Source organism: Aromatoleum toluvorans (genome assembly GCF_012910905.1).
GTDB lineage: Bacteria > Pseudomonadota > Gammaproteobacteria > Burkholderiales > Rhodocyclaceae > Aromatoleum > Aromatoleum toluvorans.
On sequence record NZ_WTVN01000049.1, the window covers coordinates 1 to 25,255 of the forward strand.

At 62.9% G+C, this 25,255-nt stretch carries 23 protein-coding genes; 18 read left to right on the forward strand and 5 right to left on the reverse strand.

The features are described from left to right. Positions 1-923: efflux RND transporter periplasmic adaptor subunit (locus GPA22_RS20565; RefSeq protein WP_169257941.1), on the reverse strand; the 923-nt coding region annotated here is incomplete at its 3' end. An 84-nt stretch (positions 924-1,007) separates the two neighbouring features. Then, positions 1,008-1,625 (reverse strand): TetR/AcrR family transcriptional regulator, encoded by a 618-nt coding sequence (locus GPA22_RS20570; RefSeq protein WP_169257942.1) that lies wholly within the window; start codon positions 1,623-1,625, stop codon positions 1,008-1,010. 122 nt (positions 1,626-1,747) lie between these two features. On the opposite strand from GPA22_RS20570, the gene GPA22_RS20575 reads away from it, so the two are divergent. The 5 genes from GPA22_RS20575 (at position 1,748) to folD (ending at position 6,987) form a co-directional block, all read left to right on the forward strand. Then, positions 1,748-3,238, forward strand: coding sequence for an efflux transporter outer membrane subunit (locus GPA22_RS20575; protein WP_169257943.1), 1,491 nt, complete (start codon positions 1,748-1,750; stop codon positions 3,236-3,238). 5 nt (positions 3,239-3,243) lie between these two features. Then, positions 3,244-4,029 (forward strand): SDR family NAD(P)-dependent oxidoreductase, encoded by a 786-nt coding sequence (locus GPA22_RS20580; RefSeq protein WP_169257944.1) that lies wholly within the window; start codon positions 3,244-3,246, stop codon positions 4,027-4,029. Positions 4,030-4,094: 65 nt separating this feature from the next. Then, entirely contained in the window at positions 4,095-4,364 is a 270-nt protein-coding gene (locus tag GPA22_RS20585; RefSeq protein WP_211169262.1) for a hypothetical protein, read from the forward strand. An 836-nt stretch (positions 4,365-5,200) separates the two neighbouring features. Beyond that, on the forward strand, positions 5,201-6,082 hold the full coding sequence (purU, locus tag GPA22_RS20595; RefSeq protein ID WP_169257945.1) for a formyltetrahydrofolate deformylase: 882 nt from the start codon (positions 5,201-5,203) through the stop codon (positions 6,080-6,082). Next, positions 6,079-6,987 (forward strand): bifunctional methylenetetrahydrofolate dehydrogenase/methenyltetrahydrofolate cyclohydrolase FolD, encoded by a 909-nt coding sequence (gene folD / locus GPA22_RS20600; RefSeq protein ID WP_169257946.1) that lies wholly within the window; start codon positions 6,079-6,081, stop codon positions 6,985-6,987. Before purU ends, folD begins: the two co-directional genes overlap by 4 nt. Positions 6,988-7,053: 66 nt before the next feature. Here the strand turns inward: folD and GPA22_RS20605 are convergent, their stop codons facing one another. Beyond that, a complete protein-coding gene (locus GPA22_RS20605; RefSeq protein ID WP_169257947.1) occupies positions 7,054-7,968 on the reverse strand; it encodes a LysR substrate-binding domain-containing protein in 915 nt (304 codons plus the stop codon). Between the two features lie 116 nt (positions 7,969-8,084). Here GPA22_RS20605 and GPA22_RS20610 point away from each other — a divergent pair, with 116 nt between their 5' ends. The 8 genes from GPA22_RS20610 (at position 8,085) to GPA22_RS20645 (ending at position 18,213) form a co-directional block, all read left to right on the forward strand. Further along, the gene (locus GPA22_RS20610; protein ID WP_169257948.1) at positions 8,085-9,617 is read left to right on the forward strand and encodes a trimethylamine methyltransferase family protein; all 1,533 of its coding nucleotides are present in this window, start codon (positions 8,085-8,087) and stop codon (positions 9,615-9,617) included. A gap of 120 nt (positions 9,618-9,737) precedes the next feature. Further along, positions 9,738-10,949 carry a choline metabolism transcriptional regulator GbdR gene (gene gbdR, locus GPA22_RS20615; RefSeq protein ID WP_169257949.1) on the forward strand — a complete coding sequence of 404 codons (1,212 nt, stop codon included), beginning with the start codon at positions 9,738-9,740 and terminating at the stop codon, positions 10,947-10,949. Between the two features lie 217 nt (positions 10,950-11,166). Further along, positions 11,167-12,090 (forward strand): LysR substrate-binding domain-containing protein, encoded by a 924-nt coding sequence (locus GPA22_RS20620; RefSeq protein WP_169257950.1) that lies wholly within the window; start codon positions 11,167-11,169, stop codon positions 12,088-12,090. Positions 12,091-12,241: 151 nt separating this feature from the next. Further along, a complete protein-coding gene (locus GPA22_RS20625; protein WP_211169263.1) occupies positions 12,242-13,501 on the forward strand; it encodes an aromatic ring-hydroxylating oxygenase subunit alpha in 1,260 nt (419 codons plus the stop codon). Between the two features lie 11 nt (positions 13,502-13,512). After that, on the forward strand, positions 13,513-14,655 hold the full coding sequence (locus tag GPA22_RS20630) for an FAD-binding oxidoreductase (RefSeq protein ID WP_211169264.1): 1,143 nt from the start codon (positions 13,513-13,515) through the stop codon (positions 14,653-14,655). Between the two features lie 178 nt (positions 14,656-14,833). After that, positions 14,834-15,895: an ABC transporter substrate-binding protein gene (locus GPA22_RS20635; protein ID WP_169257951.1), complete on the forward strand. Its 1,062-nt coding sequence runs from the start codon at positions 14,834-14,836 to the stop codon at positions 15,893-15,895. Positions 15,896-15,949: 54 nt separating this feature from the next. After that, positions 15,950-17,086 carry an alcohol dehydrogenase family protein gene (locus GPA22_RS20640; RefSeq protein WP_211169265.1) on the forward strand — a complete coding sequence of 379 codons (1,137 nt, stop codon included), beginning with the start codon at positions 15,950-15,952 and terminating at the stop codon, positions 17,084-17,086. 80 nt (positions 17,087-17,166) lie between these two features. Continuing rightward, entirely contained in the window at positions 17,167-18,213 is a 1,047-nt protein-coding gene (locus GPA22_RS20645) for a mandelate racemase/muconate lactonizing enzyme family protein (protein ID WP_211169266.1), read from the forward strand. 308 nt (positions 18,214-18,521) lie between these two features. Here the strand turns inward: GPA22_RS20645 and GPA22_RS20650 are convergent, their stop codons facing one another. Continuing rightward, the gene (locus GPA22_RS20650; protein WP_169257953.1) at positions 18,522-19,490 is read right to left on the reverse strand and encodes a quinone oxidoreductase family protein; all 969 of its coding nucleotides are present in this window, start codon (positions 19,488-19,490) and stop codon (positions 18,522-18,524) included. 259 nt (positions 19,491-19,749) lie between these two features. Here GPA22_RS20650 and GPA22_RS20655 point away from each other — a divergent pair, with 259 nt between their 5' ends. The 3 genes from GPA22_RS20655 (at position 19,750) to GPA22_RS20665 (ending at position 22,611) form a co-directional block, all read left to right on the forward strand. Further along, positions 19,750-20,706 (forward strand): LysR family transcriptional regulator, encoded by a 957-nt coding sequence (locus GPA22_RS20655; RefSeq protein ID WP_169257954.1) that lies wholly within the window; start codon positions 19,750-19,752, stop codon positions 20,704-20,706. 256 nt (positions 20,707-20,962) lie between these two features. Beyond that, on the forward strand, positions 20,963-22,210 hold the full coding sequence (locus tag GPA22_RS20660) for an NAD(P)/FAD-dependent oxidoreductase (RefSeq protein ID WP_211169267.1): 1,248 nt from the start codon (positions 20,963-20,965) through the stop codon (positions 22,208-22,210). Between the two features lie 44 nt (positions 22,211-22,254). Further along, on the forward strand, positions 22,255-22,611 hold the full coding sequence (locus GPA22_RS20665) for a RidA family protein (RefSeq protein ID WP_169257956.1): 357 nt from the start codon (positions 22,255-22,257) through the stop codon (positions 22,609-22,611). 198 nt (positions 22,612-22,809) lie between these two features. Here the strand turns inward: GPA22_RS20665 and GPA22_RS20670 are convergent, their stop codons facing one another. After that, positions 22,810-23,247 (reverse strand): DUF1330 domain-containing protein, encoded by a 438-nt coding sequence (locus tag GPA22_RS20670; protein ID WP_211169268.1) that lies wholly within the window; start codon positions 23,245-23,247, stop codon positions 22,810-22,812. Positions 23,248-23,317: 70 nt separating this feature from the next. Between GPA22_RS20670 and GPA22_RS20675 the strand changes: the two genes are divergently transcribed. Further along, complete coding sequence (locus tag GPA22_RS20675; protein WP_246264577.1) at positions 23,318-24,505, forward strand: NAD(P)/FAD-dependent oxidoreductase; 1,188 nt, start codon at positions 23,318-23,320, stop codon at positions 24,503-24,505. Between the two features lie 26 nt (positions 24,506-24,531). Then, positions 24,532-25,128 (forward strand): HutD family protein, encoded by a 597-nt coding sequence (locus GPA22_RS20680; RefSeq protein ID WP_169257957.1) that lies wholly within the window; start codon positions 24,532-24,534, stop codon positions 25,126-25,128. Positions 25,129-25,255 lie beyond the last annotated feature (127 nt).

Here is a 25,255-nt window from a genome sequence, read left to right on the forward strand (position 1 = left end):
CCTTCGACCCGCCAGACGCCGGGCCCTTTGCCCGGATCGAAGATTGCGCCGATCGGTACCTGCAGCGCCGCGATGCCGCGGTCGGACGGGAGGTGGATGGAAATGGTCGAGCCCAGCGGTGCATCCGCCAAGCGGCCCTCGAGCACATAGCGCGCCTCGAAGGTCCGCGTCTGCGGGTTGGCGGCATCCGACAGCTGGCGCAGTTTTGCGGCGCCGGTGAGCCCGCTGCCATACAAGGTCGCGCGCCCCGCCGATCCGACCGCCGGGCGCAGGGTTTCGGGAAGCTCGATGACCGCTTCGCGGCGCCCGGCATGCGCCACACGGACGACCACCTGCCCGGCGCCAACCACCTGCCCCGGCTCCGCCAGGGTCTCCACCACCACGCCGTCCGCGTCGGCGACCAGGACCGTGTAGCCGGTTTCGTTGCGCGCAACGTCGGCCTGGGCCTGGGCTGCTTTGAGCTCCGCCCGCGCCGACTCTGCGGCGGCCTTGATCTTGTCGTAGGCAGAGGCCGAGACCGCACCCGCCGAGACCAGATCGCGGTATCTCGCCTCGTCATCCGCGGTCTGGCGTGCGCGCGACGTGGCGGCGGCCACGGCCTCCTCAACAGCGCGCGTGGCGAGCCGCAAGTCGGTGGGATCCATGCGCATCAGCGGCTGGCCGCGCTTGACCGCCTGCCCGGTATCGACGAGGCGTTCCAGAATCTTGCCAGGAACGCGGAAACCCAGGTCGCTCTGCACCCGGGCCGCAATGATGCCGGTGAATGAACGCTCGGCCTGCGCGGCTGCGGCAACCGCCCCAACCCGCACGAGGGGCGTCTCAGTCCGCGGATCGGATGAAGAAGTGGCGTCGCTGCACGCTGCCAGAGCCAAGGGCAACAGACCGACGACGGTGAAGAAGGGAAGACTGCGGCGCTGAAGCATGGCGACCTCCGTGAAAACGAATGCCTCCATACTCCGTCTAGTGACTATTTTTGTCAATAGTCACTGCCAACATTATGCGACTCTCTACGGTGCCAGGCTCCGCAGCACCAGGTTCGAAAGCCGCGCCGGTGCCTCCTCGACGAGGTCGAGGTTGTACTGGAGCAGGAGCGGATTCACGTAGGGCTGCATGACGAGATCGATCGCCAGCACCGTCTCGTCGAGCGGCGTCTTGCGCTCGAACTCGCCGCTCTCCCGCCCCTCGCGGACGATCTCCGTCAGGATCTGCCGAATGTGTTCGGCGTAGGCGCGGACAGACGGCCATTTCTCGCCGGCGCCATGCGCGGCGATGTCGTGCAGCTTGCGATCATTGAAGACCAAGTTCACGCTGGTTGCAACCAGCACCTTGAATAATTGGCGGAATTTTTCAGTCGGCGTTATGGCGCCGGCCACCGCCTCATCGGCCGCCGCGATGATCTTGCTCAGGCACTGGGCGCAGATCGCCTCGCCGATGGCCTGCTTCGAATCGAAGAACTTGTAGATATAGGCCTTGGAAAAGCCGATCGCCTTGGCCAGGTCGGAGACGGTGGTTTTCTCGTAGCCGTAGTGGCTGAAATGCTCGCCGGCCGCCTCCACGATCTGGTCTCGAACGCTGTGGTCGGCAGGGCCCCGCGACTGGGGTGAGGAAGATTGGATTTCATTCATGGGAAAACAATACCTCGCATGCTCCATCTTGGCAACTAGTGACTATTTTGGTTGACAGTCACACTAGAGTGACTAATATTTCGTTTAGTCACTACAACGGTTCAACTCCCCGAAGGACTCTCATGCTCGCCTACCCCCGCTCCCTCGCCCTTGTCCTGAGTATCGGCGCGTTGACGGGCTGCGCCGTCGGCCCCGAATACCGGCAGCCCGAGATCGCGCTGTCGTCCGCCTTCCTCGGACAGGAAGCTATCGATCACCGCCAGGTTCAAGACAAGGCGGACCTTCGGGCCTGGTGGGCTGCCTTCAATGATCCCCTGCTCACGCACTTCGTCTCCCTGGCCCTTGAACAAAACCTGGACATCGCGCAAGCGGCGGCTCGTGTCGCCCAGTCGCGCGCGTCCTTACGCTACGCCGATGCGGCACTGCTTCCGGCCGCCAACCTGAGTGTAAACGCTGCGAGAGCCTACCAGTCCGTCGGGACCCCGCTGGGGCAAGCGCTGAACGCCGCACCGGGGTTCGACCGCAGCGGCAGCGCCTACGAGGCCAACGTCGGTGCGAGCTGGGAGATCGACGTGTTCGGCGGCCTGCGGCGCGGGCAGGAGGCGGCACGCGCCGCGTACGAGGCCTCCGAAGCCGGCGCGGTGGTGACACGCTTGGCCGTAGCCGCGCAGACGGCGGATGTGTACGTGACGATCCGCGGCTTGCAGGCACGCATCGCGATCGCCAGACGGCAGGTAGAGACTCGCCGCCAGTTGCTCGCGATGGTCAGGCTCCAGTACGAGAAGGGGGTCGCCGCCGCGCTCCAGCTGAATCAGGCCGAGGGTTCGCTCACCCAGGCCGAGGCGCAGATCCCCGTCCTGGAAGCCGGCCTCGATTCGGCGATGAATGCGCTGGACGTGCTGCTCGGCGTGCAGCCGGGAACCTATCGCAGGGAGCTCGCCACGGTCACGCCGGTCCCGTTGGCCCCGGGTCTGGCCGAAACCGGCACCCCGGCCGAGATGATCCGGCGCCGGCCGGATCTCATCGTCGCCGAGCGGCGCCTTGCTGCGGCCAATGCGCGCATCGGCGTGGCGGTGTCGGAGTACTACCCCAAGTTCTCGCTTGCCGCCCTGGTGGGCAGCGCCACCGCGATAGCGAGCGGCAACCTCTTCACCGGCGCCGCCAGCCAGGCCCAGGGCGTCCTCGGACTTCGCTGGCGCCTGTTCGACTTCGGCCGCGTCGACGCGCAGATCGCCGCCGTGCGCGGCCAGGAGGCCGAAGCCCTGGCGGCCTGGCGCCTGGCCGTGTTGCGGGCGGCCGAGGATGTCGAGAACGCCTTCTCCGCCCTCGTCAAACGCGAGGCCCAGGTCGGCACCCTGACACGGGGTGAATCCTCGTTCGCCCGTGCGCGCGAGAACTCGCTGGCCGCCTACCAGGGTGGCGTCGTCAGCCTGATCGAGGTGCTCGATGCCGACGACAAGCTGTTGCAGGCGCGCGACGCGAAGGCACAGGCGCAAACAGAGGCGGCGCGCGCCGCCATTGCCTCCTTCCGGGCCTTGGGCGGGGGCTGGGATGCACCCCATGCAAGCGACGACCGCCTCTACAGCAAGCTTTCCACTACTGACCGCAGGTAAGCAAAATGGCCAAAACGAACAATTCATGGGTGCTCATCACTGGGGCATCGAGCGGCTTCGGCGAGGAGTTCGCCCGCCAATATGCCGAGCAAGGCCATCCTCTGGTCCTGGTGGCGCGCCGGCTGGACCGGCTCCAAGCCCTCGCCGAAGCACTACGCAGGCAGTACCGCATCGAGGTCGTGGTGGAGCCGGCCGATCTCTCGGATATTGCGGCGATCACCGAACTGCATCGGCGCCTCCGGGAGCGGGGCATTGCGATCGACATCCTGATCAACAACGCCGGTCACGGACTGCAGGGCCCGTTCGCGGATAGCCCGCTGGACGCGACCCTGGCGATGGTGCAGCTGGATGTCGCGAGCCTGACCGCGGTCACCCACGTCTTTGCGCAAGACATGCGGGCGCGAGGACGCGGGAAGATCCTGCTGGTGGCGAGCCTGCTGGCCTACCAGGGTGTGCAGAACTTCGCCGTCTATGCCGCCGCCAAGGCCTACGTGTTGCGTCTGGCTGAAGCGCTTCATCACGAGCTCAAGCGCGATGGCGTCACGGTGACGGCCCTGTGCCCGGGCGTGTCGGACACCGGCTTCGCGGCCGCGGCGCAGATGACGCTTACCCCCGCACTAAAGGGCTTGATGATGCAGCCGTCTCCCGTGGTGCGTGCCGGCATCCGCGCCTTGCAGGCCGGACGCATCAGCGTCGTGCCGGGCTGGGCGAACAAGGCCCTCGTGATCCTCACGTGGGCGACGCCACGCTGGCTGCACCAGGCCTTTTTGTCGCATGCGATGAATGGATGACGCGTATTTCCGGCCAAGCGCCAACGGCATCGTCCGCCGACTTCACCCCCAACAGGAGACTCATCATGAAATCGATCCTGGCATTGTCCGGCATCGCCCTCGTCCTTTCCGCCCACGGCGCGCTGGCCGATCCCGGCCGCCCGCTGGAGCCTCACGAGCAGGCGCGGCAGTTGATCCTGAGCGTGACACAACATCCGGCAGCCATCCCCACCACGACGACACCTGCGACCTTGGCGCTGGCGGATCCGCATGAACTCGCGCGTGAACGGATCCTCGCGTCGCACACGACCGGCGCCGCGTTCCAGCCCTGCGATGCGAGCGACGCCACCAGGTGATCCTTCTCCCCTGTGATCGACGCACCGTTGTATCCCTGCATCGACCGGAGCACGTCGCAACTTCACACCAACACCCGAGTAGACGGCTCGGTCAGGCCACGGATCCTACGAGATTTATGGAATGCGAACGGGATCCGCTCGGATGTTGCATATGCTGTGAAAGTACTCAACGAGCTAGACCGTACAGAACGCTTTGCCGTTGGCGCCGCAATCGCTTCCTGGCGCACCGTCAGCGTTGCGTGACTGGAACTGCACCTCAGTTGTCACTTCCAAGTGGCTGTTTTTATTGCTCGTCCACACCACGCGCCCGTCGCAGATGGATGGTGTCGGCAGCATGCGGCTCCATGAAGTCACGCAAATCTCACGCAGGTTATTACCGCACCCACCGAAGGGAGAAGGCCGTGGTCGTCAGCCGCTCGAAGGCAGTTGTGCGTCCCGAACCTTCCTCGTTCAGCTCCCCCCTCCCTCCACCATGATGTAGTCGTCACGCAGATCCTTTTCCTTCAGCGTGTCAGGCGCTCAAGTTCCTCGATATAGGTATCGGTCGGCATGTTGATACCGATGTCGATGACGTCGAAGCTCGACAGTCCTCGCACCTCCAATACCGCCCCTCCACTCTCCCATCATCACCGGGCTTCATCATAAAGAACAGGACGTCGCGCACCGGCGTGCGGTCGTCGCTATCAGACGAGCGACGAACCTGCGGAAGTTTAGATTTGGCCATGCAGCAGCGGACCGATCGCTTCGCCGAGTGCCGGCGAAGGCAGTGACGCGGATGGGCTGCGCCACGCCGCCTTTACAGCGGCGCACATAAAACGGTGAATCAGGAGAACGCGATGTCGGTAATGGCGGAAGGCAAGAACACTTACATACTCAAGGCGACCTGCAAGGCCGCGATCGGTACGGTCGCACGCATTTCGACCTTTCTGGCCGAGCGCCGCTGCTACATCATGGAAATGGCGCAATTCGACGACGTCCTGAGCGGGCGCTTCTTCGTGCGCGTCGTGTTCTCGACGACGCCGGGCCGCACGCCCTCCTTCGACGAGCTCAAACGCGTCTTCGGAGAAGAAATTCCCCGCGCCGAGGAAGATCTGCAATGGGAAATGCACGACACCCTGGTGCGCCCGAAGGTGCTGTTGATGGTATCGAAGTTCGACCACTGCCTCGACGACCTGCTGTATCGCAAGCGCACCGGCGAGCTCAAGATGGACGTCCCGGCGATCGTCTCGAACCACCCCGACCTGCGGCACATCGCCGAGTGGCACGGCGTCCCCTTCCATCACCTTCAGGTCCTGCCCGAGACCAAGGCCTACCAGGAGGCGCGCCTGATGGAAATCGTCACCCAGACCGGCGCGGACCTCGTGGTACTGGCGCGCTACATGCAGGTGCTGTCCGAGGATCTGTGCCGCAAGCTCTCGGGGCGCGCGATCAACATCCACCACTCCTTCCTGCCCGGCTTCAAGGGGGCCAAGCCCTATCATCAGGCCCACGACCGCGGCGTCAAGCTGATCGGCGCGACCGCCCACTACGTGACCGCCGACCTCGACGAGGGCCCCATCATCGAGCAGGCCGTCGAGCGCGTGGACCACAGCTATCAACCGGAACACCTGGTTGCGGTGGGGCGTGACACCGAATGCATGGCGCTGGCTCGGGCCGTGCGCTACCACATCGAACACCGCGTCTTCCTGGACGGGAACAAGACGGTGGTGTTTCGATGACCAGGGCGGAGATCATCGACGGGAAGCTATTCGCCGAGCGCCTGCGTGCCGAAATCGGGCGTCAAGTCGTACGGCTGCGCGAAGAGCATCTTGTCACCCCGGGCCTGGCTGTCATCCTCGTGGGCGAAGACCCGGCGAGCCAGGTATATGTCCGCAACAAGGCACATCAGGCCCGCGGGGCCTCGATGGCCTCGTTCGAGTACCGGCTGCCGCATAACGTGCCCCAGGAGAATCTGCTCGAGCTGATCGCGCGCCTCAACGCGGATCCGGCGGTCCACGGCATTCTCGTGCAACTGCCTCTGCCGCCTCAGGTCGATACCGATCGCGTCATCAATGCGATTCGTCCCGACAAGGACATCGACGGTTTCCACCCGGTCAATGCCGGTGCGCTTGCCACCGGAGGCGACGCACTCGTCCCGTGCACGCCGCTCGGCTGCCTGATGCTGCTCAAGCATCGGCTGGGCGAGCTCGCCGGCCTGCGGGCGGTCGTTCTGGGGCGCTCGAACATCGTCGGCAAACCCATGGCGTCGCTGCTGCTGCGCGAGCACTGCACGGTGACCATCGCGCATTCGAAGACGCGCGACCTCGCGGACGAATGCCGGCGCGCAGACATCCTCGTCGCCGCGGTCGGACGGCCCAGGATGGTACCGGGTGACTGGATCAAACCCGGCGCAACGGTGATCGACGTCGGCATCAACCGCATCGAGACACCCGACGGCAAGGGGCGGCTCGTCGGGGATGTGGACTTCGACAGCGCGGTGCAGGTTGCGGGCTCCATCACGCCGGTGCCGGGCGGCGTCGGGCCGATGACCATCGCCTGCCTCTTGCTGAATACGCTTGAAGCCGCCTGCCGACAGCTCGACCTTCCCGTCCCTTCCGGTCTCATGGAGACCGCTTGGGGATGAGGATTCAGTGTCGCGACCGGTGCATCCGACGATCAGGCGGCCGGTCCGCGATGCCTCCCGGCAGTCTCAGCCAGACCGGTCGCTGCTCGATTCCTCCAGCAGCCAGTCGCGGAGCGCCACTGCGGAGGGCCGCATGTGGCGGGTGCGCGAGGCGATGATGTAAATCGGGTAATCGGTCACTACGTGCTCTTTCAGAGGGCGAACCAGACGGCCCTGTTGCAGCAAAGACCCCACAAGGTGTCGCCACCCGAGTGCGACGCCCTGCCCCTCGAGCGCGGCATGCAGCACGATCGAGTAGTCGGTAAAGCGAAACTGCCGGGTACTGCGGGGCAAGCTGACACCGAACTTGGCGAGCCAGTCGGCCCAGTCGATACGCGACCGGTAACGCTGTTCGAGATGCAGCAGCGTCGCGGAGCACAGCGACTGGGGTGTCGGATTCTCGCCGAGTTCCCGGGCGTACTCCGGGCTGCACACGGGGAACACCTCCTCATCGAAGATCCGCCAGCGCGTATAGCGTGACCACTCACCGCGACCGAGCGTGATGGCCAGATCGATGCCATCGGCGTCGAGGTCGGGGTCGGTATCGGTGGTGATGCAGCGAATTTCGATCTGCGGATTGGCCTGCTTGAACCGGGCCACTCGCGGCATCAGCCACCACGTCGCCGTGGCCGTCGAGACGGCCAGCGTGACCTGATCCGACTCGCTGAATTTCCGCACTTCGCCCATCGCCTGGTCGATCAGGGTCAAGCCCAGACTGATCTGTTCGTACAGGTAGCGTCCGGCTTCATTGAGGCGCACCCCCCTGTGCAACCGGTCGAACAGCGGCATGCCCAGAGTGTCCTCAAACCAGCACACCGTGCGGCTCACGGCCGGCTGGCTGATACCGAGTGCTGCCGCTGCCCGCGTGAAGCTGCCGTGGCGGGCCGCCATCTTGAACACCAGCAGCGCGTGAAGCTGCGGCGTGGAGAGATCTTCTGCCATAACGTGTGCGCATGCCTCGCATCAGGTTTCGTGGTCTTCACACGCACTATACAGGCTCATACGATGGCGCCGTACTCTCCTCCGAGAGCCGATTCACCCACATCTGGACGAATATCATGAATGACCCCCATATGTCTCCGGCTCGTGCCCAGCGGCGGAAGCGTTCCGAGCGAGCAGCGACGGCCTCCGGCCCGGCTTATATCACTCGGCGCCTTGCTCCGCTCGATGCACTCGACGAGGAGAGCCTGCAGCGCATCGAGGCGACCGCCGACCGCATCCTGGCCGAGGTCGGCATCGAGTTGCGCGACGATGAAGAAGCGGTGGCGCTGTTCCGCCGCGCGGGGGCCCAGGTCGAGGGCACGCGGCTGCGCTTCGAGCCCGGCATGCTGCGCACGATCCTGCGCACCGCACCGAGTGAATTCACCCAACACGCACGCAATCCCGCCCGCTCGGTGCGGATCGGCGGCAAGAACGTGGTGTTTGCGCCGTCTTATGGCTCGCCCTTCGTGATGGATCTCGACAAGGGGCGCCGCTACGGCTCGATCGAGGACTTCCGCAACTTCGTGCGCCTCGCCTACGCCAGCCCCTGGCTGCATCACTCGGGCGGCACGGTGTGCGAACCGGTCGACCTGCCCGTCAACAAGCGCCACCTCGACATGGTCGACGCCCACATCCGGTTTTCCGACAAGGCTTTCCTAGGGTCGGTGACGGCTCCCGAGCGTGCACAGGACTGCATCGACATGGCGCGCATCGTGTTCGGCGCGGACTTTGTCGACGGCAACTGCGTGATCATGGGCAACGTGAACGTCAATTCGCCGCTGGTATGGGACGGTTCGGCAACCAAGGTGATCCGCACCTACGCCCGCGCCAACCAGGGCTCGGTGATCGTCCCCTTCATCCAAGGTGGTGCGATGGCGCCCGTGACGAGTGCTGGTGCGATCGCCCAGGCGCTTGCCGAGACGATGGTCGGGTGCGCGCTCACACAGGTCGAACGCCCCGGTGCGCCGGTGGTGTTCGGCAACTTCCTCGCCTCGATGTCGCTGCGTTCGGGGGCACCGACCTTCGGCACGCCGGAGCCGGCCGTCGGATCTCTCGTCATCGGGCAGCTCGCGCGCCGCCTGCGACTGCCGCTGCGCTGCGCCGGCTCGTTCTCCAACTCCAAGCTCCCGGATGCCCAGGCAATGCGGGAAAGCGTCATGTCGATGCTCTCGGCGATTCACTGCGGCACGAACTTCGTCCTGCACTCCGCGGGTTTCCTGGACGGCCTGCTGTCGATGAGTTACGAGAAATTCATGATGGACGCCGATTTCTGCGGCGCGATGCATTCGTACCTCGCGGGCATCACTGTCGATGACAACACGCTTGCCTTCGATGCCATCAGCGAGGTCGGCCCGGGCCACCATTTCCTCGGTAGCGAGCACACGCTGCGCAACTGCGAAAACGCCTATTTCGACTCGACGATCAACGACAACGAGCCTTTCCAGACCTGGGTTGAAACGGGCAGCAAGGACTGCGCGACGCGGGCGAACGAGCGCTGGAAGGCCGTGCTGGCGCAATACGAGGCTCCTGCGCTCGACGCCGCGGTGAGCGATGCGCTCAGCGACTTCGTCGCCCGCAAGAAGGATTCCATGCCCGACATGTGGTACTGACATCGGCATGGGGCGCCGGTCATAGGCGCTGGCGCCCCATCTGATTCAGGGCGGGGGAAGACACGAGATTGCCGACTTTTGCATGGACACGCTGTGGCAGGAGTTAGCGGAGGAGGAGTAATGAAGCTGGAACCCACGAAAGTGAGGACGAAAGCGACGACGAGGGCGAGCCAGGCCCGCACGGGGGAGAATGGTCACACGGCGCGCCCCACCCGGATCGGTTTTCTGCTGCTCGACAATTTCACGCTGATTGCGCATTCGGCGGCGATCGAGCCCTTGCGCATGGCCAATCAGTTGAGCGGCCAGGAGTACTACCAGTGGTTCACGTTCAGTGAGACAGGCGGGTCGGTTCGGGCGAGTGACGGTCAGCGAATGCTGCTGGACGCCTCGATGGACGACGCACAGGATCTCGACATCGTGATCGTCTGCGGCGGCGTCGCGCCCCAGCAGGCGATCCGCAAGTCGCATCTGAGGTACCTGCAGGCGATGGCACGACGTGGATGCATGGTCGGAGGCGTGTGCACCGGAACCTGGGCACTGGCCCAGGCCGGGCTCCTCGACGGGTATCGTGCAAGCATCCACTGGGCCTGCATCTCAGGATTGCAGGAGGCCTTTCCGAAGGTTCTCGTGACGAGCCGGCTATTCACGATCGAGGCAAAGCGACTTACGGCATCGGGCGGAACAGCCCCGGTGGACATGATGCTCCACTTGATCGGAGAGCAGCACGGACCCGAGCTCATGGCGGCCATTTCGGAAATGGTCATGTGCGACCGCATCCGCAGCGAGCAGGAGCAGCAGCGGATACCGCTGCGGCACGTATTCGGCACGTCGCAGCCGAAGCTGCTCGAAATTGTCGCGCTGATGCAGGCCAACATCGAGGAGCCGCTCGAGCTCGAAGAGCTGGCAGCCATCACGAAGCTCTCGCGCCGCCAGGTCGAGCGTCTCTTCCTCAAGTACCTCGATTGCTCGCCGTGGCGCTATTACCAGACGATCCGGATCCACCGCGCGCGTGAGCTGCTGCGGCAGACATCGATGAAGATCATCGAGGTGGCGACCGCCTGCGGCTTCGTGTCGACGGCACATTTCTCGAAGTGTTACCGCGCTGTCGTCGGTGTTCCGCCGAGCAGCGAGCGGACGTGCGAGCCGGTACAGCGTGCCGCGCGCGGACGTCGAGAGGTCTTCGCACCGAACATGTTGCCCGAGTTCAAGGATCCGGTCGCACGAGCCTCCTCGGCCGAGCTGGCGCTGCTGGCGGCACGCTGCGAGGCGACCTACGGCAGTGTGCGGCACACGGCGAGGCAACATGCGGCAACCTGGAACGCCCACGGCTGACTTGTCCGGCCCGATATCCCTTTGTGGAAAGGTGCCACACCAGCACTCGAGGGGCGCTCTCCTCCATCGCCGACTCTGCGTCCGCTCACGTGAGGCACCTTTCCTCTTTCAATTTTCCAGCCAATCGCGGAAAGGCCATCAACGGTAACCGAACCGGTTGCGTGAATTGTCCGGTGTGAAGGACACTGGCCGAAGCTTCCGGACTAAGGGATTGGCGATGAAAGCCTCCAGTGAAGGGCCGAAAGGCTACCGGCGGATCATTCCGTCCCTGACCGCGCTCGTCGAGTTCGAAGCGGTCGCCCGCCTCGGAAGTTTCACGCTGGCGGCTCACGAACTCGGCGTGACTCAAGCGGCGGTGAGTCGGCAGGTGAAGGCTCTCGAAGAGTCCCTCGGTGTACAACTGTTCCAGAGGCTATACCGTTCGATCAAGTTGACCGGGGAAGGCGAAACCCTTTACGCCGCGGTTGCCGACGCGATGCAGCGGATCGCCGGAGCGTTCGATCGCTTGTCCAGTGGAATCGCGGAGGGAGAACTGGTTCTCGCGACCACGGCGGCCTTTTCCCAATTCCGCGTGCTGCCGAAGCTGTCTGCGCTCAGGCAAGAGCACCCCGAGATCAAGCTGAGGCTGACGACGCAAATGTTTACCGCCGATCTACGACTCAACGACGTGGACCTGGCCGTTCGATACGGGAATGGAAAATGGCGCGACGGAACCTCGATACTCCTCTTCGATGAAGAGGTCTTTCCCGTCTGTTCGCCCGAGTGGAGGGAAGCGAATTCCGGATTGGGATCGCTCGCCGACCTGGCGGAGGCGGCGCTGATCGAATACGACCCGACGTCGGAGGGATGGTTGGGATGGGACGGATGGTTCCGCGCCGCCGGCCTGCGACCCCCGAAATTGAATTACGCCTTGCGTTGCAGTCTTTACACGGATGCGGTCCAGGCTGCAGTTCATGGCCAAGGGGTCGCCCTGGGATGGCGACGACTTCTGCACGACCATCTTGCTTCCGGAAAACTGGTTCGTTTGACCGACACCTCAGTCAAGGTCAATGAGTCCTACTTTGTCGTTGTCCCGCACGGAAAGGAGCTGACGGCGAAGGTGCTGACGCTGATCGAATGGCTGCGCGACGGAGCGTTTTAAGCACCAACCGCACCCTCCTTCATCGCATTACCTGCAGTAATGTCACTTCGAAAATAAAGCGCATTGACGCGTGTTTTCCTCCATTTGATACTGGATTTGCGGGCTTGATCCCCACTGCAATTCCAGCAGATCAAATAATTACGAGGAAGACATGATGCCTTCGACCCCAGAGAAGACACACAGCGAATTGATCCGCGGCCGTCAGCCCGGCCGCAGCATGGCCGGTGAATTGTTCGGTCGTCAGGATGTTTTTGAAACCGACGTCGACGTGTTTTTTAATAAACACTGGATTCTCGTCGGCGTCACCGCCGATGTTCCCGAACCGGGCGACGTGTCGACCGTCGATCTCGGCAAAGCGTCGATTCTTGTCGTCCGTGACGACGACGACAACATCCGGGCATTCCGGAACGTCTGCCGCCATCGCGGCGCACGTCTCAAGGAGGCGGGCAAATCGACGGTCGGCATGCTGGTGTGCCCCTATCATCAGTGGACGTATGACTTCGATGGCAGTCTGCGGCACACGACCCACATGGGGCCGGATTTCAACCACAGCTGCAAGAGCCTTCGGCCGGTGCAGCTGCGCGTTATCGGCGCCCTGATCTTCGTCTGCCTGTCGGACGAGGCACCTCAGGATATCGCGGTCCTGGAAGAGACGATGAGCCCGCGTTTCGCTCCCTACCATCTGCAGAATACGAAGATCGCGCACGAATCCGAGATCATCGAGAACGGCAACTGGAAGCTCGTGATTGAAAACAACCGCGAGTGCTATCACTGCGGTGGCACCCATCCTGAACTGACCGCCTCCTTCCTCCCGGAGGATTTCGGTTTCTGTCCGGATGGACTGAGCGAGGAGTCGCAGCGGGCACTCGATGACTACTACAGCCGGACCGCGGCGGCCGTCGCGAGCTGGGAGCAGGACGGTCTGATCTGTGACGCCTTCGAGCACCTGAGTCCGGACGTCATGACGAACTTCCGCACCCAGCGCCTGGTCATTGCCGGGCACGGGGAATCGCAGACGATGGACACCAAGGTCGCGTGCACTCGCCTGCTCGGCGACAGTCGCCGCCGCGACCTTGGCGATACGCACCTGTGGACGCATAACTCCTGGACCCACGTGATGAGCGACCACGCCGTGGTCTCCTACATCATTCCGCTGGCCCCGGACAAGACGCTGGTGCGCACCAAGTGGCTGGTTCACGCGGATGCGGTCGAGGGCGTCGATTACAAGCTGTCGGACCTGACGGAAGTGTGGCTGGCGACCAACGCGCAGGACGCGAATCTGGTATCCATCAGCCACCGCGGCACCCAGGATCCCGGCTACACACCGGGACCCTATTCGCCCTTCACGGAAAGCTATATCGATGGCTTCGCGCAGTGGTATTCGGCGCGGCTTGCTGCTCACGGCATTTGAGCTCGACGGCCATGAATTCGCTCGCGGATATTTCCCCCCTCGTCATCGGAGCGGGCGTTGCCGACCCGATGACGAGATCCAGCACCTGGGAGCAGGCTGGCATCGAGTGGTCGGGCGGGCTGCAGAAACGTCTGATCTGCTGTCGCGTCGCTGACGAGACTCACGACGTCAAGACCTTCGTGTTCAGCCAGGACGACAATTTGCCGTTCCGGTTCGAGCCTGGCCAGTTCATTACGATTTCAGTCGAAATCGAAGGACAGGCACACTCGCGCTGCTACACGATTTCTTCGCCGCCGACGCGGCCCTACACGCTTTCGATCACCGTCAAGCGCGTGCCGGGTGGCGTGGTGTCAAATTGGCTGCATGCCAACTTGCGGCCCGGCTTCGTCATCAACGCACACGGCCCTGCCGGCGTTTTCACACCCTCCTCGCATCCGGCTGAAAAATCGCTTTACCTGTCGGCGGGCTCGGGTGTGACGCCGCTGATGTCGATGACGCGCGCCGGAATCGATCTCGGCCTGAACCGCGATGTCGTTTTCATTCACAGCGCCCGTACCCCGGCCGACATCATTTTCCGCAAGGAGCTGACGACGCTGGTGGATCAAGCCAGTCGGTTGCGCGTCATCCACGTGTGCGAAGACGTCGGCGATGAAGTCGGCTGGAGCGGTTCGGTCGGAAGACTGGGGCTGGATCTCCTGGAGCGGGAGGTTCCGGACTTCCGGGATCGCGAGGTCTTCGTGTGCGGCCCTGCTGGCTATATGCAGGCGGTGAAGGACCTGTTGTCCAAGGGCGGACACGATCCATCCCGCTACCATCAGGAGAGTTTCAACATCGAGGACGGCAGCGAAATGCGTTCGCAGCCGGAAGCGCTCGGTTCTGGCACGCCTGCTGGGTCATACACCGTGCGATTGGCCCGCTCGGGCAAGACCTTCACGATCGATAGCGGCCAAACGGTACTCGCCGCAGCGAAGAAGGCCGGTGTGGCCGTTGCATCCTCATGCGCGCAGGGCCTCTGCGGGACCTGCAAGGCCACCGTTCTCGATGGAACGGTCGACATGCAGCACAAAGGCGGAATCCGGCAACGCGAAGTCGACAAGGGATTGCGCCTTCTATGTTGCAGCTACCCGAAGTCGAATCTCGTCATCGACCTCTGAATCCTCTTTCAAGCGGGGTCGGCGGAGCACTTTCCGCAAAGCCGAGGGCTGCAGCCATGAACATGTCGTCATGCAGCTTATCGGGCTCTTTGACCCATGGGGACATTCCTTTTTGCCGTTCCAATCACAAAAGTCGTTTCAAACACAAAAGTCGTTTTACACACAAAGGAGAAGACATATGAATAACGCGCGTATTCTCGGGGCCATCGCCCTGGCAGGATGTGCCACCACGGTAAATGCCGCCAGTGAATTGACCTTTGTCACCTGGGGCGGGTCCTACCAGGCCGCGCAGGAATCGACGACCGTCAAGCCGTTTGCGACGAAATCCGGCGTCAAAGTGAAGGTCGACACCTACAACGGCGGCGTGGCGCAGATCAGGAGCCAGGTGGAGACGAACAACGTCACCTGGGATGTGGTCGATCTGCTCCTGCCTGACGCGAATCGCGCATGCGACGAAGGCTTGCTGGAAAAGATCGCTCCCGCGGACCTCGCTTCCGCAAAGGACGGACGTGCTGCCGACAAGGACTACCTGCCGGGCGGCTTGAGCAACTGCCTCGCAGGCACGCTCGCCTATTCAACTCTCATTACCTACAACAAGGATAAAGTCAAAGGTGCCCCGCCGTCGAAGATCGCCGATTTCTTCGACCTGAAGAAATACCCCGGCAAGCGGGCGCTCAAAAAATCGCCGGAAAGTGCGCTCGAGTGGGCGCTGATGGCCGATGGCGTGCCGCCGAATCAGGTGTATCAGGTCCTGGGCACTCCGGCCGGACTGGATCGTGCCTTCAAGAAGCTCGATACCATCAAGTCCTCGATCGTGTGGTGGGAGGCTGGCGCACAACCGCCGCAACTCCTGGCCGACGGCGAAGTCGTCATGACCAGCGCGTATAACAACCGGATCTACAACGCGATGATTTCCGACAAGAAGCCGTTCGGCTTCATCTGGGATGGCCAGCTGAAGAACGTCACGGGCTACGGGATCGTCAAAGGAACAAAGAATCTGAAGGCCGCCAAGGACTTCCTGCGCTATTCGACGAACCCGGAACTCCTCGCCACGTTCGCTTCCACGATCGCGCTTGGTCCACTGCGTGAATCTGCGTTGCCGCTTGTCGATGCCAAGGTCCGGCCGTATCTGCCGACCGCACCTGAAAACCAGTCCGGTGCGCTCGACGTCGATCCGGTTTTCTGGGCGGATCGTGGCGACGATCTCAACCAGAAGTTCGCGGTTTGGCTCGCACAGTAAATAAGGCATGCGAGCGGGGGATTCCCCCGCTCGAAACGACGGAGCATTTTTGTCATGTCACACGCAATCGAGGTGCGGGAAGCGTCTTCGGGTTCCCGCACCAAAGTTCCCGCCACCATGTCCGGCGTCCTTCTCCTCGGACATGGCGGTCTGGAGAAGCTCGAGTTTCGCGACGATATCCCGGTTCCCAAGCCGGCGCCGGGCGAAGTCCTTATTCGCGTCGCCGCGGCCGGCGTCAATAACACCGATATCAATACCCGGATCGGCTGGTACTCGAAAGGCGTGAAGAGCGGCACGGGGGCCGGCGCGACGACCGGCTTTGAATCGTCACAGGATGATGACGCCAGCTGGTCCGGGGTGCCGATGTCCTTTCCCCGCATCCAGGGCGCGGATTGCTGCGGGTACATCGTTGCCGTCGGCGACGGCGTGTCTCCGGAACGGATCGGAGAGCGCGTCATCGTCCGCAACATGCTTCGCTCCTACGTCGATTATCGGCCGTGGGATTGTTGGACGTTCGGGTCCGAGTGTGACGGCGCCTTTGCCCAATATACGAAAGCGCCTTCGCGGGAGACCTACAAGGTCGAATGCGATTGGAGCGACGTCGAACTGGCGTCGATTCCCTGCGCCTACTCGACCGCGGAGGGGATGCTCCATCGCGCCGGGGTCAAGGCCGGAGAACACGTGCTGATCACCGGCGCTTCAGGCGGGGTCGGATCTGCCGCCGTTCAGTTGGCCAAGCGCCGCGGGGCAAGCGTGACGGCCGTTGCCTCGAAAAGCAAAGCCGACGAGATGCGCGCACTGGGCGCGGAACGTGTGATCGGCCGCGACGAGAGTGTCGTCGGACACCTCGGGAAGGAGTCCGTCGATGTCGTGATCGATGTCGTCGCCGGGCCGGCTTTCGCGGGATTGCTGGACGTGTTGAAACGCGGCGGGCGATATGCGGTAGCAGGCGCCATCGCCGGCCCGATCGTCGAACTCGACGTCCGGACCTTGTACCTGAAGGATCTGAGCTTTTTCGGCTGCACGTTCCAGGACGACATGATCTTCACGAATCTCGTCTCCTACATCGAACGTGGCGAGATTCGGCCCAACGTCGGAAAGACCTACCCGCTCGAGCGAATCGTCGAGGCACAGCAGGACTTTCTATCCAAGAGCATCGGCGGAAAGCTGGTGCTCGTCATCCCCGAATAGGAACGCTGAAGATGTCCGAGTTGAGAATCGAGAAAATCGACGTATTCCAGGTCGACCTTCCCTATTCGGGAGGCGTCTATGTGCTGTCCGGCGGGCGGGAGTATCGAAGTTTCGATGCGACCATCGTCCGGATCACCACACAGAATGGAATTGAAGGATGGGGTGAAAGCACGCCGTTCGGCTCCAACTACATTGCGTCCCATGCACTGGGCGTTCGGTCCGGCATCGCCGAGATCGCCCCGGCGCTGCTGGGCAAGGACCCGAGGCGTGTCGATCGGATCAATGATGTCATGGACGGCGCACTGCTCGGTCACGAGCATGCGAAGACGGCCCTCGATGTCGCCTGCTGGGACGTGTTCGGCAAATCGGTCGGACTGCCGGTTTGCGATCTGCTCGGAGGCCGGACCGACGTCAGGATGCCGGTGATTTCCTCGATCTACATGGGCGACCCCGACGATATGCGCCGGCGCGTCGCCGAGCACCGGGCCATGGGATACATCGGCCACTCGGTGAAGGTCGGCGGGGAACCGGCGGTCGATGCCGAGCGGATCGCGGCCTCGTTGGCGGACAAGAGACCGGGCGAATACTTCATCGTCGACGCGAACGGCGGCCTGACGGTCGAAACCGCGCTTCGGATGCTGCGGCTGCTGCCGCCGGGTCTCGACTTCGTGCTGGAAGCGCCTTGCGCGACCTGGCGTGAATGCGTGTCGCTGCGCCGCAGGACCGACGTGCCGATCATTTTCGATGAGCTTGCGACCAACGACGCATCCATCGCGCAGCTGATCTCCGATGACGCGGCGGAAGGTATCGGTCTCAAGATCTCGAAGAATGGCGGGCTGACGCACGGCCGGCGCCATCGCGACATCTGCGTGGCGGCGGGACTTACGGTCAGCGTCCAGGAGACGACGGGCTCCGACATCGCGTTCGCTGCGATCGCGCACCTCGGCCAGACGGTTCCTGAACGCTACCTCCGGTGCATCCTGGAAAGCCGGGACATGGTTTCCCTGAAGACCGCGGACGGTGCCTTCGACGTCATCGAGGGCCGCGTCGTCGCACCGAATACCCCGGGCCTGGGCATCGTCCCGCGCCTGGACGTATTGGGCGAACCGGTTGCGAGTTATTCCTGACATCCTGCCTCTGCCTGCCCGGATCGACTCTACGATCGGGGCAGGTAACACTCCGGCGCCCTCCACCACACGTCTTATCGTTTCCATCAGCGCTACTTAACGTAGTCGCTCCCTCGCGAAGAGAGGCCGGCTAGGCCCGTTCGTGCTTGACCTTCACTCGTTCGACCACCCTCCTGACATAGATCGGCTAAGTCGAAACGGAATTCGGTGGAGCATCGAGACAAGATGCTCCGCCACTCCTCGATTCGGAGATGAAAACATGCTTCGCTCCGCAAATGAATCGGCCCGATTAGTCAGGACAGCTCTACTCAGGGCACAAGGTAGAGCTTGCCGTGAGTCAGGCGGCTTTCAATCGCGCGATGGGCATCCGCGGCGCTCGCCATCGGGTAAGCCGTGGCTTCGGGCATGCGCAGCCAGCCGGCTTCGATGCCTTCGATGACGCTCGCTGCACGCAGTTGGAACTCACCCGGCTCGACGATGTAGCTGAAGAGCGAGCCGGCAGCGATGCGGGTACAGCGAGTGGTCAATTCGGCCGGGCTGATCGCCGGGGCGGGGCCGGAAGAGACGCCACAGCAGACGGCCATACCTCCCCGGGCAAGCCCTTTCACAGTGTTGGCGAAGGTTGCCGCTCCCACCGAATCGAAGGCCAGATCAACGCCCCGACCATGGGTGAGGCGCATCAGTTCGTCAAGGAAACGGTAGTCACGGCCATAGTTGATGACCACATCCGCGCCGGCTGCACGTGCCACCTCGGCTTTCTCCTCACTGGAGGTCGTGCCCACCACCCAGGCCCCCAGATGCTTGAGCCACTGCACCAACAGTTGTCCAACGCCGCCCGCCGCCGCGTGCACCAGTACGTGGTCACCCGGCTCGATGGGGCCGTATTCGGTGGCAAGGTACTGGGCAGTCATGGCCTGAAACAGCAGCACCTGCGAAATGGCCAGCGAGTCCGGCACCGGCACGACGAGGTCGGCCTTCATCACGAGCTGAGTCGCATAGGAGCCTCGCACGTTGATCCAGGCCACGCGCTGCCCGACGATGAGCGAAACACCCACCCCGACTGCACGAATCCGCCCGACGCCTTCAAGACCGGGGGTGAAGGGGGCTGGCATTGCGTGGACGCCAGCGCCCTTGCGCAAATTGATGTCCAGGAAATTGACGCCCGCTGCTTCCACATCTACCAGTACTTCGCCTGCTACAGGTTGCCGGACTTCGGGGCCGGATTCGAGAAGCAGCTGCTCGGGGCCTCCGAGCGCTTGAACGATGACACGTTGCATGGTGCGGATCTCCTGTAGTCGCTCGCTTAAGGCCGCGAGTCTTTCGGGAAGCCGATGCTGGAATAAATGAAGTAGGCGGTGATGGTCATGGCAGCCCTGCACTCCCAATTTGTTTGTACAGGGCGAATTCTGCTATTGGCCATTAACAACCAAAAGACGGCATGTGGTTGAATGTTTATCAACCTTGAGTTATTAGTAACTCTGCATATGGCACGCACCTCGGCGTCCATGTGTCCGTGTTTTGTAGGAGGCATTGGGCATGGAATTGTCACAACGGGTGCGCGCCATCCTGTCTTTTGTTCAGGCTGCGGACGCAGGCGGTTTCGCGGCGGCGGGCCGAGTCCTGGGAATCAGTTCGGCGGCCGTCAGCAAGAATGTCGCCGGTCTGGAACAGGCCCTTGGCGTGCGGCTGATGAACCGCACGACACGAACAATCAGTCTTACCGATGAAGGAAGCGTCTTTCTAAGGCAGGCGCGGGTGGCACTGGAAGCACTGGAATCGGCTGGAGATGCGCTGGCGTATCAACGGGGCGAGGCCAGCGGGCATGTTCGAATTTCGACCAGCGCGGCATTTGGACGCGATCAACTGATACCCGCCTTGCCTGCACTGCAGGCCCAACATCCTGGTCTATCGGTAGAAGTGGATTTCGACGATAGGGTCGTCGATCTGGTTCGTGATGGCTATGACCTGGCCATCCGTGGCGGACATATATCAGATTCGGCTTTGGTGTCTCGACCGGTCTGCCGCCTCAACCTGGTGCTTGTGGCATCTCCCGACTATCTCTCTCGTGCAGGCATTCCCCGCTCGCCTCGGGATCTGCTCCAGCATCGTCTGATTTCAAGGCGGTTTCTCGGAGGCCGGGTTTCACCGTGGAATTTCAGAACGGCGGATGGCAGCATTTCTACGCTAGACCTGGACCCGGTGACGCTAACTTTTTCTGCTCCCGAAGCGTTGGCCCAGGCCGCGAGCTTGGGACTGGGAGTTACCCAGGTTGGCGTGCACCATGCGTGGCCCTATCTCAGGACGGGCAAGCTCAAAGTGCTTTTGCTGGATGTACATGATCCCGGTAGCTATGAAATGGTGATCCAGTACCCACATCGTGCACTGATGGCACCACGCGTCCGCGTCACCGTTGATCATCTGCTGGCTACTTTTGCGAAAGACCAAGCGCTCCATGTGCCGCCGACACGTTTGCAGAAGTACAGCGTTGAGTGATTCGAGTCCATCCGAAGCTCGTCGAGCGTGCGCAGCTTTCGGTCTGCCCGCTGCACGGAATGGCACCCTCCGCCACACGTCTTATCGTTTCCATCAGCGCTTCTTAACGTAGTCGCTCCCGCGCGTCCGCTCCCTAGAATCGATCGCAGTCCTTCTGCTGATGCAGAGCCAGGCGACTGCGAACCGAGAGATAGAAGAGATGACGGAACGTGCCACATACCCCAGCTATCAGGCCTCGTCCGGGTGGAATGCGCTGTTGCCGCCAAGGCAGCCGCGGACCCGGGCGCCCCACGAGAAGCACTTCGAGGCCGTCGTGATCGGCGCCGGAGTGACCGGCCTCGCGGCCGCCCGGCGTATCGCCGAGCTCGAGCCCAACGCTCGAGTGCTGGTCATCGACTCCAGCACCATCGGTGAAGGCTCATCCGGGCGCAACTCGGGCTTCCTGATCAACCTGCCCCACAACACGGGCATGTCCGGCCACGGCAGCCCCGTCGAAATCGCGCGCAAACAGATCAGGCTCTACAACGAGGGCACCGACTGGCTCAAGTCGCTCGTCGACAGATATGCCATCGATTGCGGCTGGAATCCGGCCGGCAAGTACCACGCCGCCGCGACAGCAGACGGCGAAAGGCGGCTTCAAGAGGCCCTGAGTCATTACCGCGAATGGGGCGTGCCTTACAGGGAGCTCGACCAGGATGAGCTGCAGTCCGCCCTCGGCACGCGCTACTACCGCTACGGCTACCACTCCGACACCAACATCTTCGTTCAGCCGGCCGCCCTCGTCCGCGGCCTCGCCGACAACCTCCCCACGAATGTCACGCTGTGGGAGAACGAGCCTGTCCAGTCGCTCTCGAGGCGCAAACCCTTTCGTATCCGGACGCGTTCCCGGACGCTCTCTGCCGACCGGGTGGTCATCGCGAACAACGGCTTCGCCAGCAAGCTGGGCTTCGCGCGCGATCGCGTATTCACGATCTACACGTACGCCGCCCTGACGCCCGAACTTCCGGCCGAGGAACTGGCCAAGCTCGGGGTCGGGCCGGAATGGGGTGTCATCCCCGCCAATCGTCTCGGCTCCACCTTGCGCCGTACCGGCTCCGGACGCTTCATGGTGCGCAGCGCCTACTCCTACGAGTCCGAACAGAGCATCGCCCGAGTGCGCTCCCTGCTCCAAGACTGCTATCGCAGGCGCTTTCCGAACATGCGCGCCTTCGACTTCGAGCACGTCTGGGGCGGCGTGACCGCGCTCACGCGGAACGGTGCCGTCTACTTTGGCCGCGTCGAGGACGGGCTCTACATCTCACTCGGCTGCAATGGGGCCGGGATGATCAAAGGGACCATGTTCGGCAAGTTGCTCGGCGAGATGGCTTGCGATGCGCAGTCGCCGCAGCTCGCCGACGCCCTGGGCTTCGAGCGTCCGACCTGGCTCCCGCCCGAGCCCATCCGGCGGCTCGCCGTCGTCACGGCCATCAACTACCAGAAGTACCGCGCCGGGATCGAACGCTGATTCGAGACGGCCAACCTGCCCCTTCAACCTAGGAGTCCTGCATCATGTCCGAGATCACCCGCATCGGCGGCAACCACCGCATGTCCAACGTCGTCCGCTTCCAGAACGTGCTGTATCTGGCGGGCCAAGTGCCCGACAAGGCGGATGCGCCCTTTGCCGACCAGACTCGGGAAGTGCTGGGCAAGGTCGAGAATGTTCTGAACGCCAATGGCAGCCGCAAGGAGAACATCCTGTCTGCTCAGATCTTCATCACCGACATGCGCCACTTCCAGACCATGAACGAGGTCTGGGATCAGTGGGTGCCGGACGGCCACGCGCCCGCCCGGGCGACGGTGGAAGCCCGCCTCGCGTCCCCGGGAAAGCTCATCGAAGTCTGTGTGATTGCCGCGGTCGCGGACTGACCCGTCCGCCACCGCGCTACCGGCACTCACCGAAGCAGGGAAAGGGTCAGGCCGACCGTGCCGGGCCCGCAGCTACACACGGAATCCGGCGCTCCTTCCTGCACCTGCGGTGACGCGCTCCGGCCACGCCTAATCCGGGCGACCGATGTCGCTCGGATCGTTGCCCTGCAGCACGGGCGTAGCCGAGCTGTGACGCTGCTAGGCCAGGTCGCCTTCGATGATGATCAGCTCGCGTTGCGAAGCGCGAAGGGCAAATTCCTTCGCGTGCGTGTAGGCCGGGTCCTTGTAGCAGGCTTTCGCCTGTTCGTAGCTTGGAAACTCGACGGCAAGGACCCGGCGGCTGGACCGGGACTCCACCAACACCTCGGGGTCCAGGACCCTGACCGTGGCGCCATATTTTTCGCCTATCGGCGCCCAGAGCCGACCGTATTCCTGCTGCGCCGCCTGGTCCGTGACGTCCGTTCCGAGAATGATCCAATACCCTTTCACCGTGATTCTCCAATACGGGTCTGCTGTCGTGAATTCGAGGTGATATCGCTTACAGCGCTTTCCTCGTTGCTGGCGCTGCACGAATTCCACTCTACGCGAGAACGCGCAACAAGGCCGTTCGTCCTGAACCGCTTCTTTTGCTAACAATCACGTTTCCTTATGGAAAAGAGGCTCCCCGACCCCCTCCATATACTCGAATCACGTCTTTGGAGGAATCATGATGCAATCATTCGATGCGATCGTAATCGGTGCCGGGGTTATCGGAGCGTCCACCGCCTATCACCTGGCGGCCCTCGGCGCGTCAAGTGTGCTCGTGCTGGACCGGGGCATGATCGGAAACGGAACGACTTCCCAGTCGTCCGGAATTCTGCGCACGCATTATTCGGTGCCGGAAAATATTGATCTCGCGCTGAAGTCCTGGTCGGTGTTCACCAATTTCGCCGAATACCTTGGCGACGACGAAGCATCCTGCGGTCTGGTCAAATGCGGCTACATGATCACCGCCCCCGAAGGCGACCGGCTTTCTCCATTGCGCGAATCAATCGAACACCAGCGCTCGCTCGGGATCGAGGTGCGGCTCGTCGATCAGAAGGAAGCTCAGGAAATCCTGCCGATCGCCCAATTCAGCGATGCCGCGCTGACCGGCTTCGAGCCGGAGGCGGGTTTCGCCGACGCCTACATGACGACGACGAGCTTCATCAAGGCGGCGCGGCGACGTGGCGTCACGGTGCGCGAAAACATCAACGTGATCCGCTTGCTCATTGAAGGCGGCAAAGTCACGGGAGTGGAAACCGACGCCGGAACCTTTCTGAGCAATACCGTCATCAGCACGCAAAACATCTGGGCATCCGAAATTCAGGGATGGACCGGCGTCAGCATTCCGCTGAAGCCCGAGCGTCATGCGGTGCTGTCTCTCGAAGGCCCCAAGCCCTATACGTATTCGATGCCGGTCTTCAAGGATCTCGGCTCCCCGGGGATGCTGTACTGCCGCAGCTACGGCGGAAACCAGATGCTGGTCAGCGAAGGCGTTGTCGGTGATGCACTGAACGCGCCGGATACGACCCAGGGCGACATCCCCCTCGACTACATCCTGGATGTCGGCGCCCAGGTCGCGGAGCGCTTCCCGAGCTTCGAGACCGCCGGGCTGGCCTCTTCGTGGACCGGTGTCTACGACGTGACCCCCGACTGGAATCCGGTCATCGGACCTCTGCCGGGCATCGAGGGCCTCTTCGTTGGCTTCGGCTTCTCCGGACACGGCTTCAAGTTGTCGCCCGCAGTCGGCAAGATTCTCGCGCAATCCGCGCTTGGAAAGCCGACCGACGTTTCGCTCGTGCCCTACTCCTTCGAGCGATTCGCCAGCGGCGCGCTGCTGGTCGGAAAGTACGGCCTGGGCGCCGTTTCCTGAGCAGGGAACTGAAGAACAGGTGCATCGTGGATACGGCAAACGTTCTTCGGTTCGAGTTGGCGACGCTCCCGACCGGGCCCTGGCGCAATGGTCGGGGCACGACTCGGGTCATCGCCTCCGGTTCGTTCAGCCAGAATCCTGATCAGTGGGATTACCGCCTGAGTCTCGCCGACATCTCGGAAAGCGGGCCCTTCTCGACGTTCAAGGGCATTGAAAGATCGTCCTTGCTTCTCGAAGGCAGGAGCATATTGCTGACCGACGGCGAAGAACGTCAGTTGAGGGCCGGTCCGCTGGAGATCATTCAGTACGACGGCGAATGGCCCTTGAGTGCAGTCATTGGAAGCAATCCGGCACGTTTCCTCAACCTCATGATCCGCAGGGGATTTGCCGCAGGAACGCTGAAGGTACTCGACGGCGTGAGCGCCATACCCGCCGCCGATCTCGTGATGCTCCTTTCACTGCAGGACGGCTGCGAAGTCAGGACGGACGACTCGTCAGCGCCGCGGAAATTGAATCGATACGAAGGAATCCTGTTGCGGGGTGTCGCGAGTGCAGTGACTCCCGCCAATCCAGGCGCTTCCCGCGCCACGGTCCTGGCCGCCATCTCGCGAGTCAAAACCTAGGGAGACGCTGATTTATTCGGACACCGTCGCCCCGTGCGATCGATGCGTTTGAGATAATTCTGTCAGCCCATGGCCTCCGAGACTGAGCATGCAATCGAGCTTTTCCGACCTTGAGTACGCTGCGAAG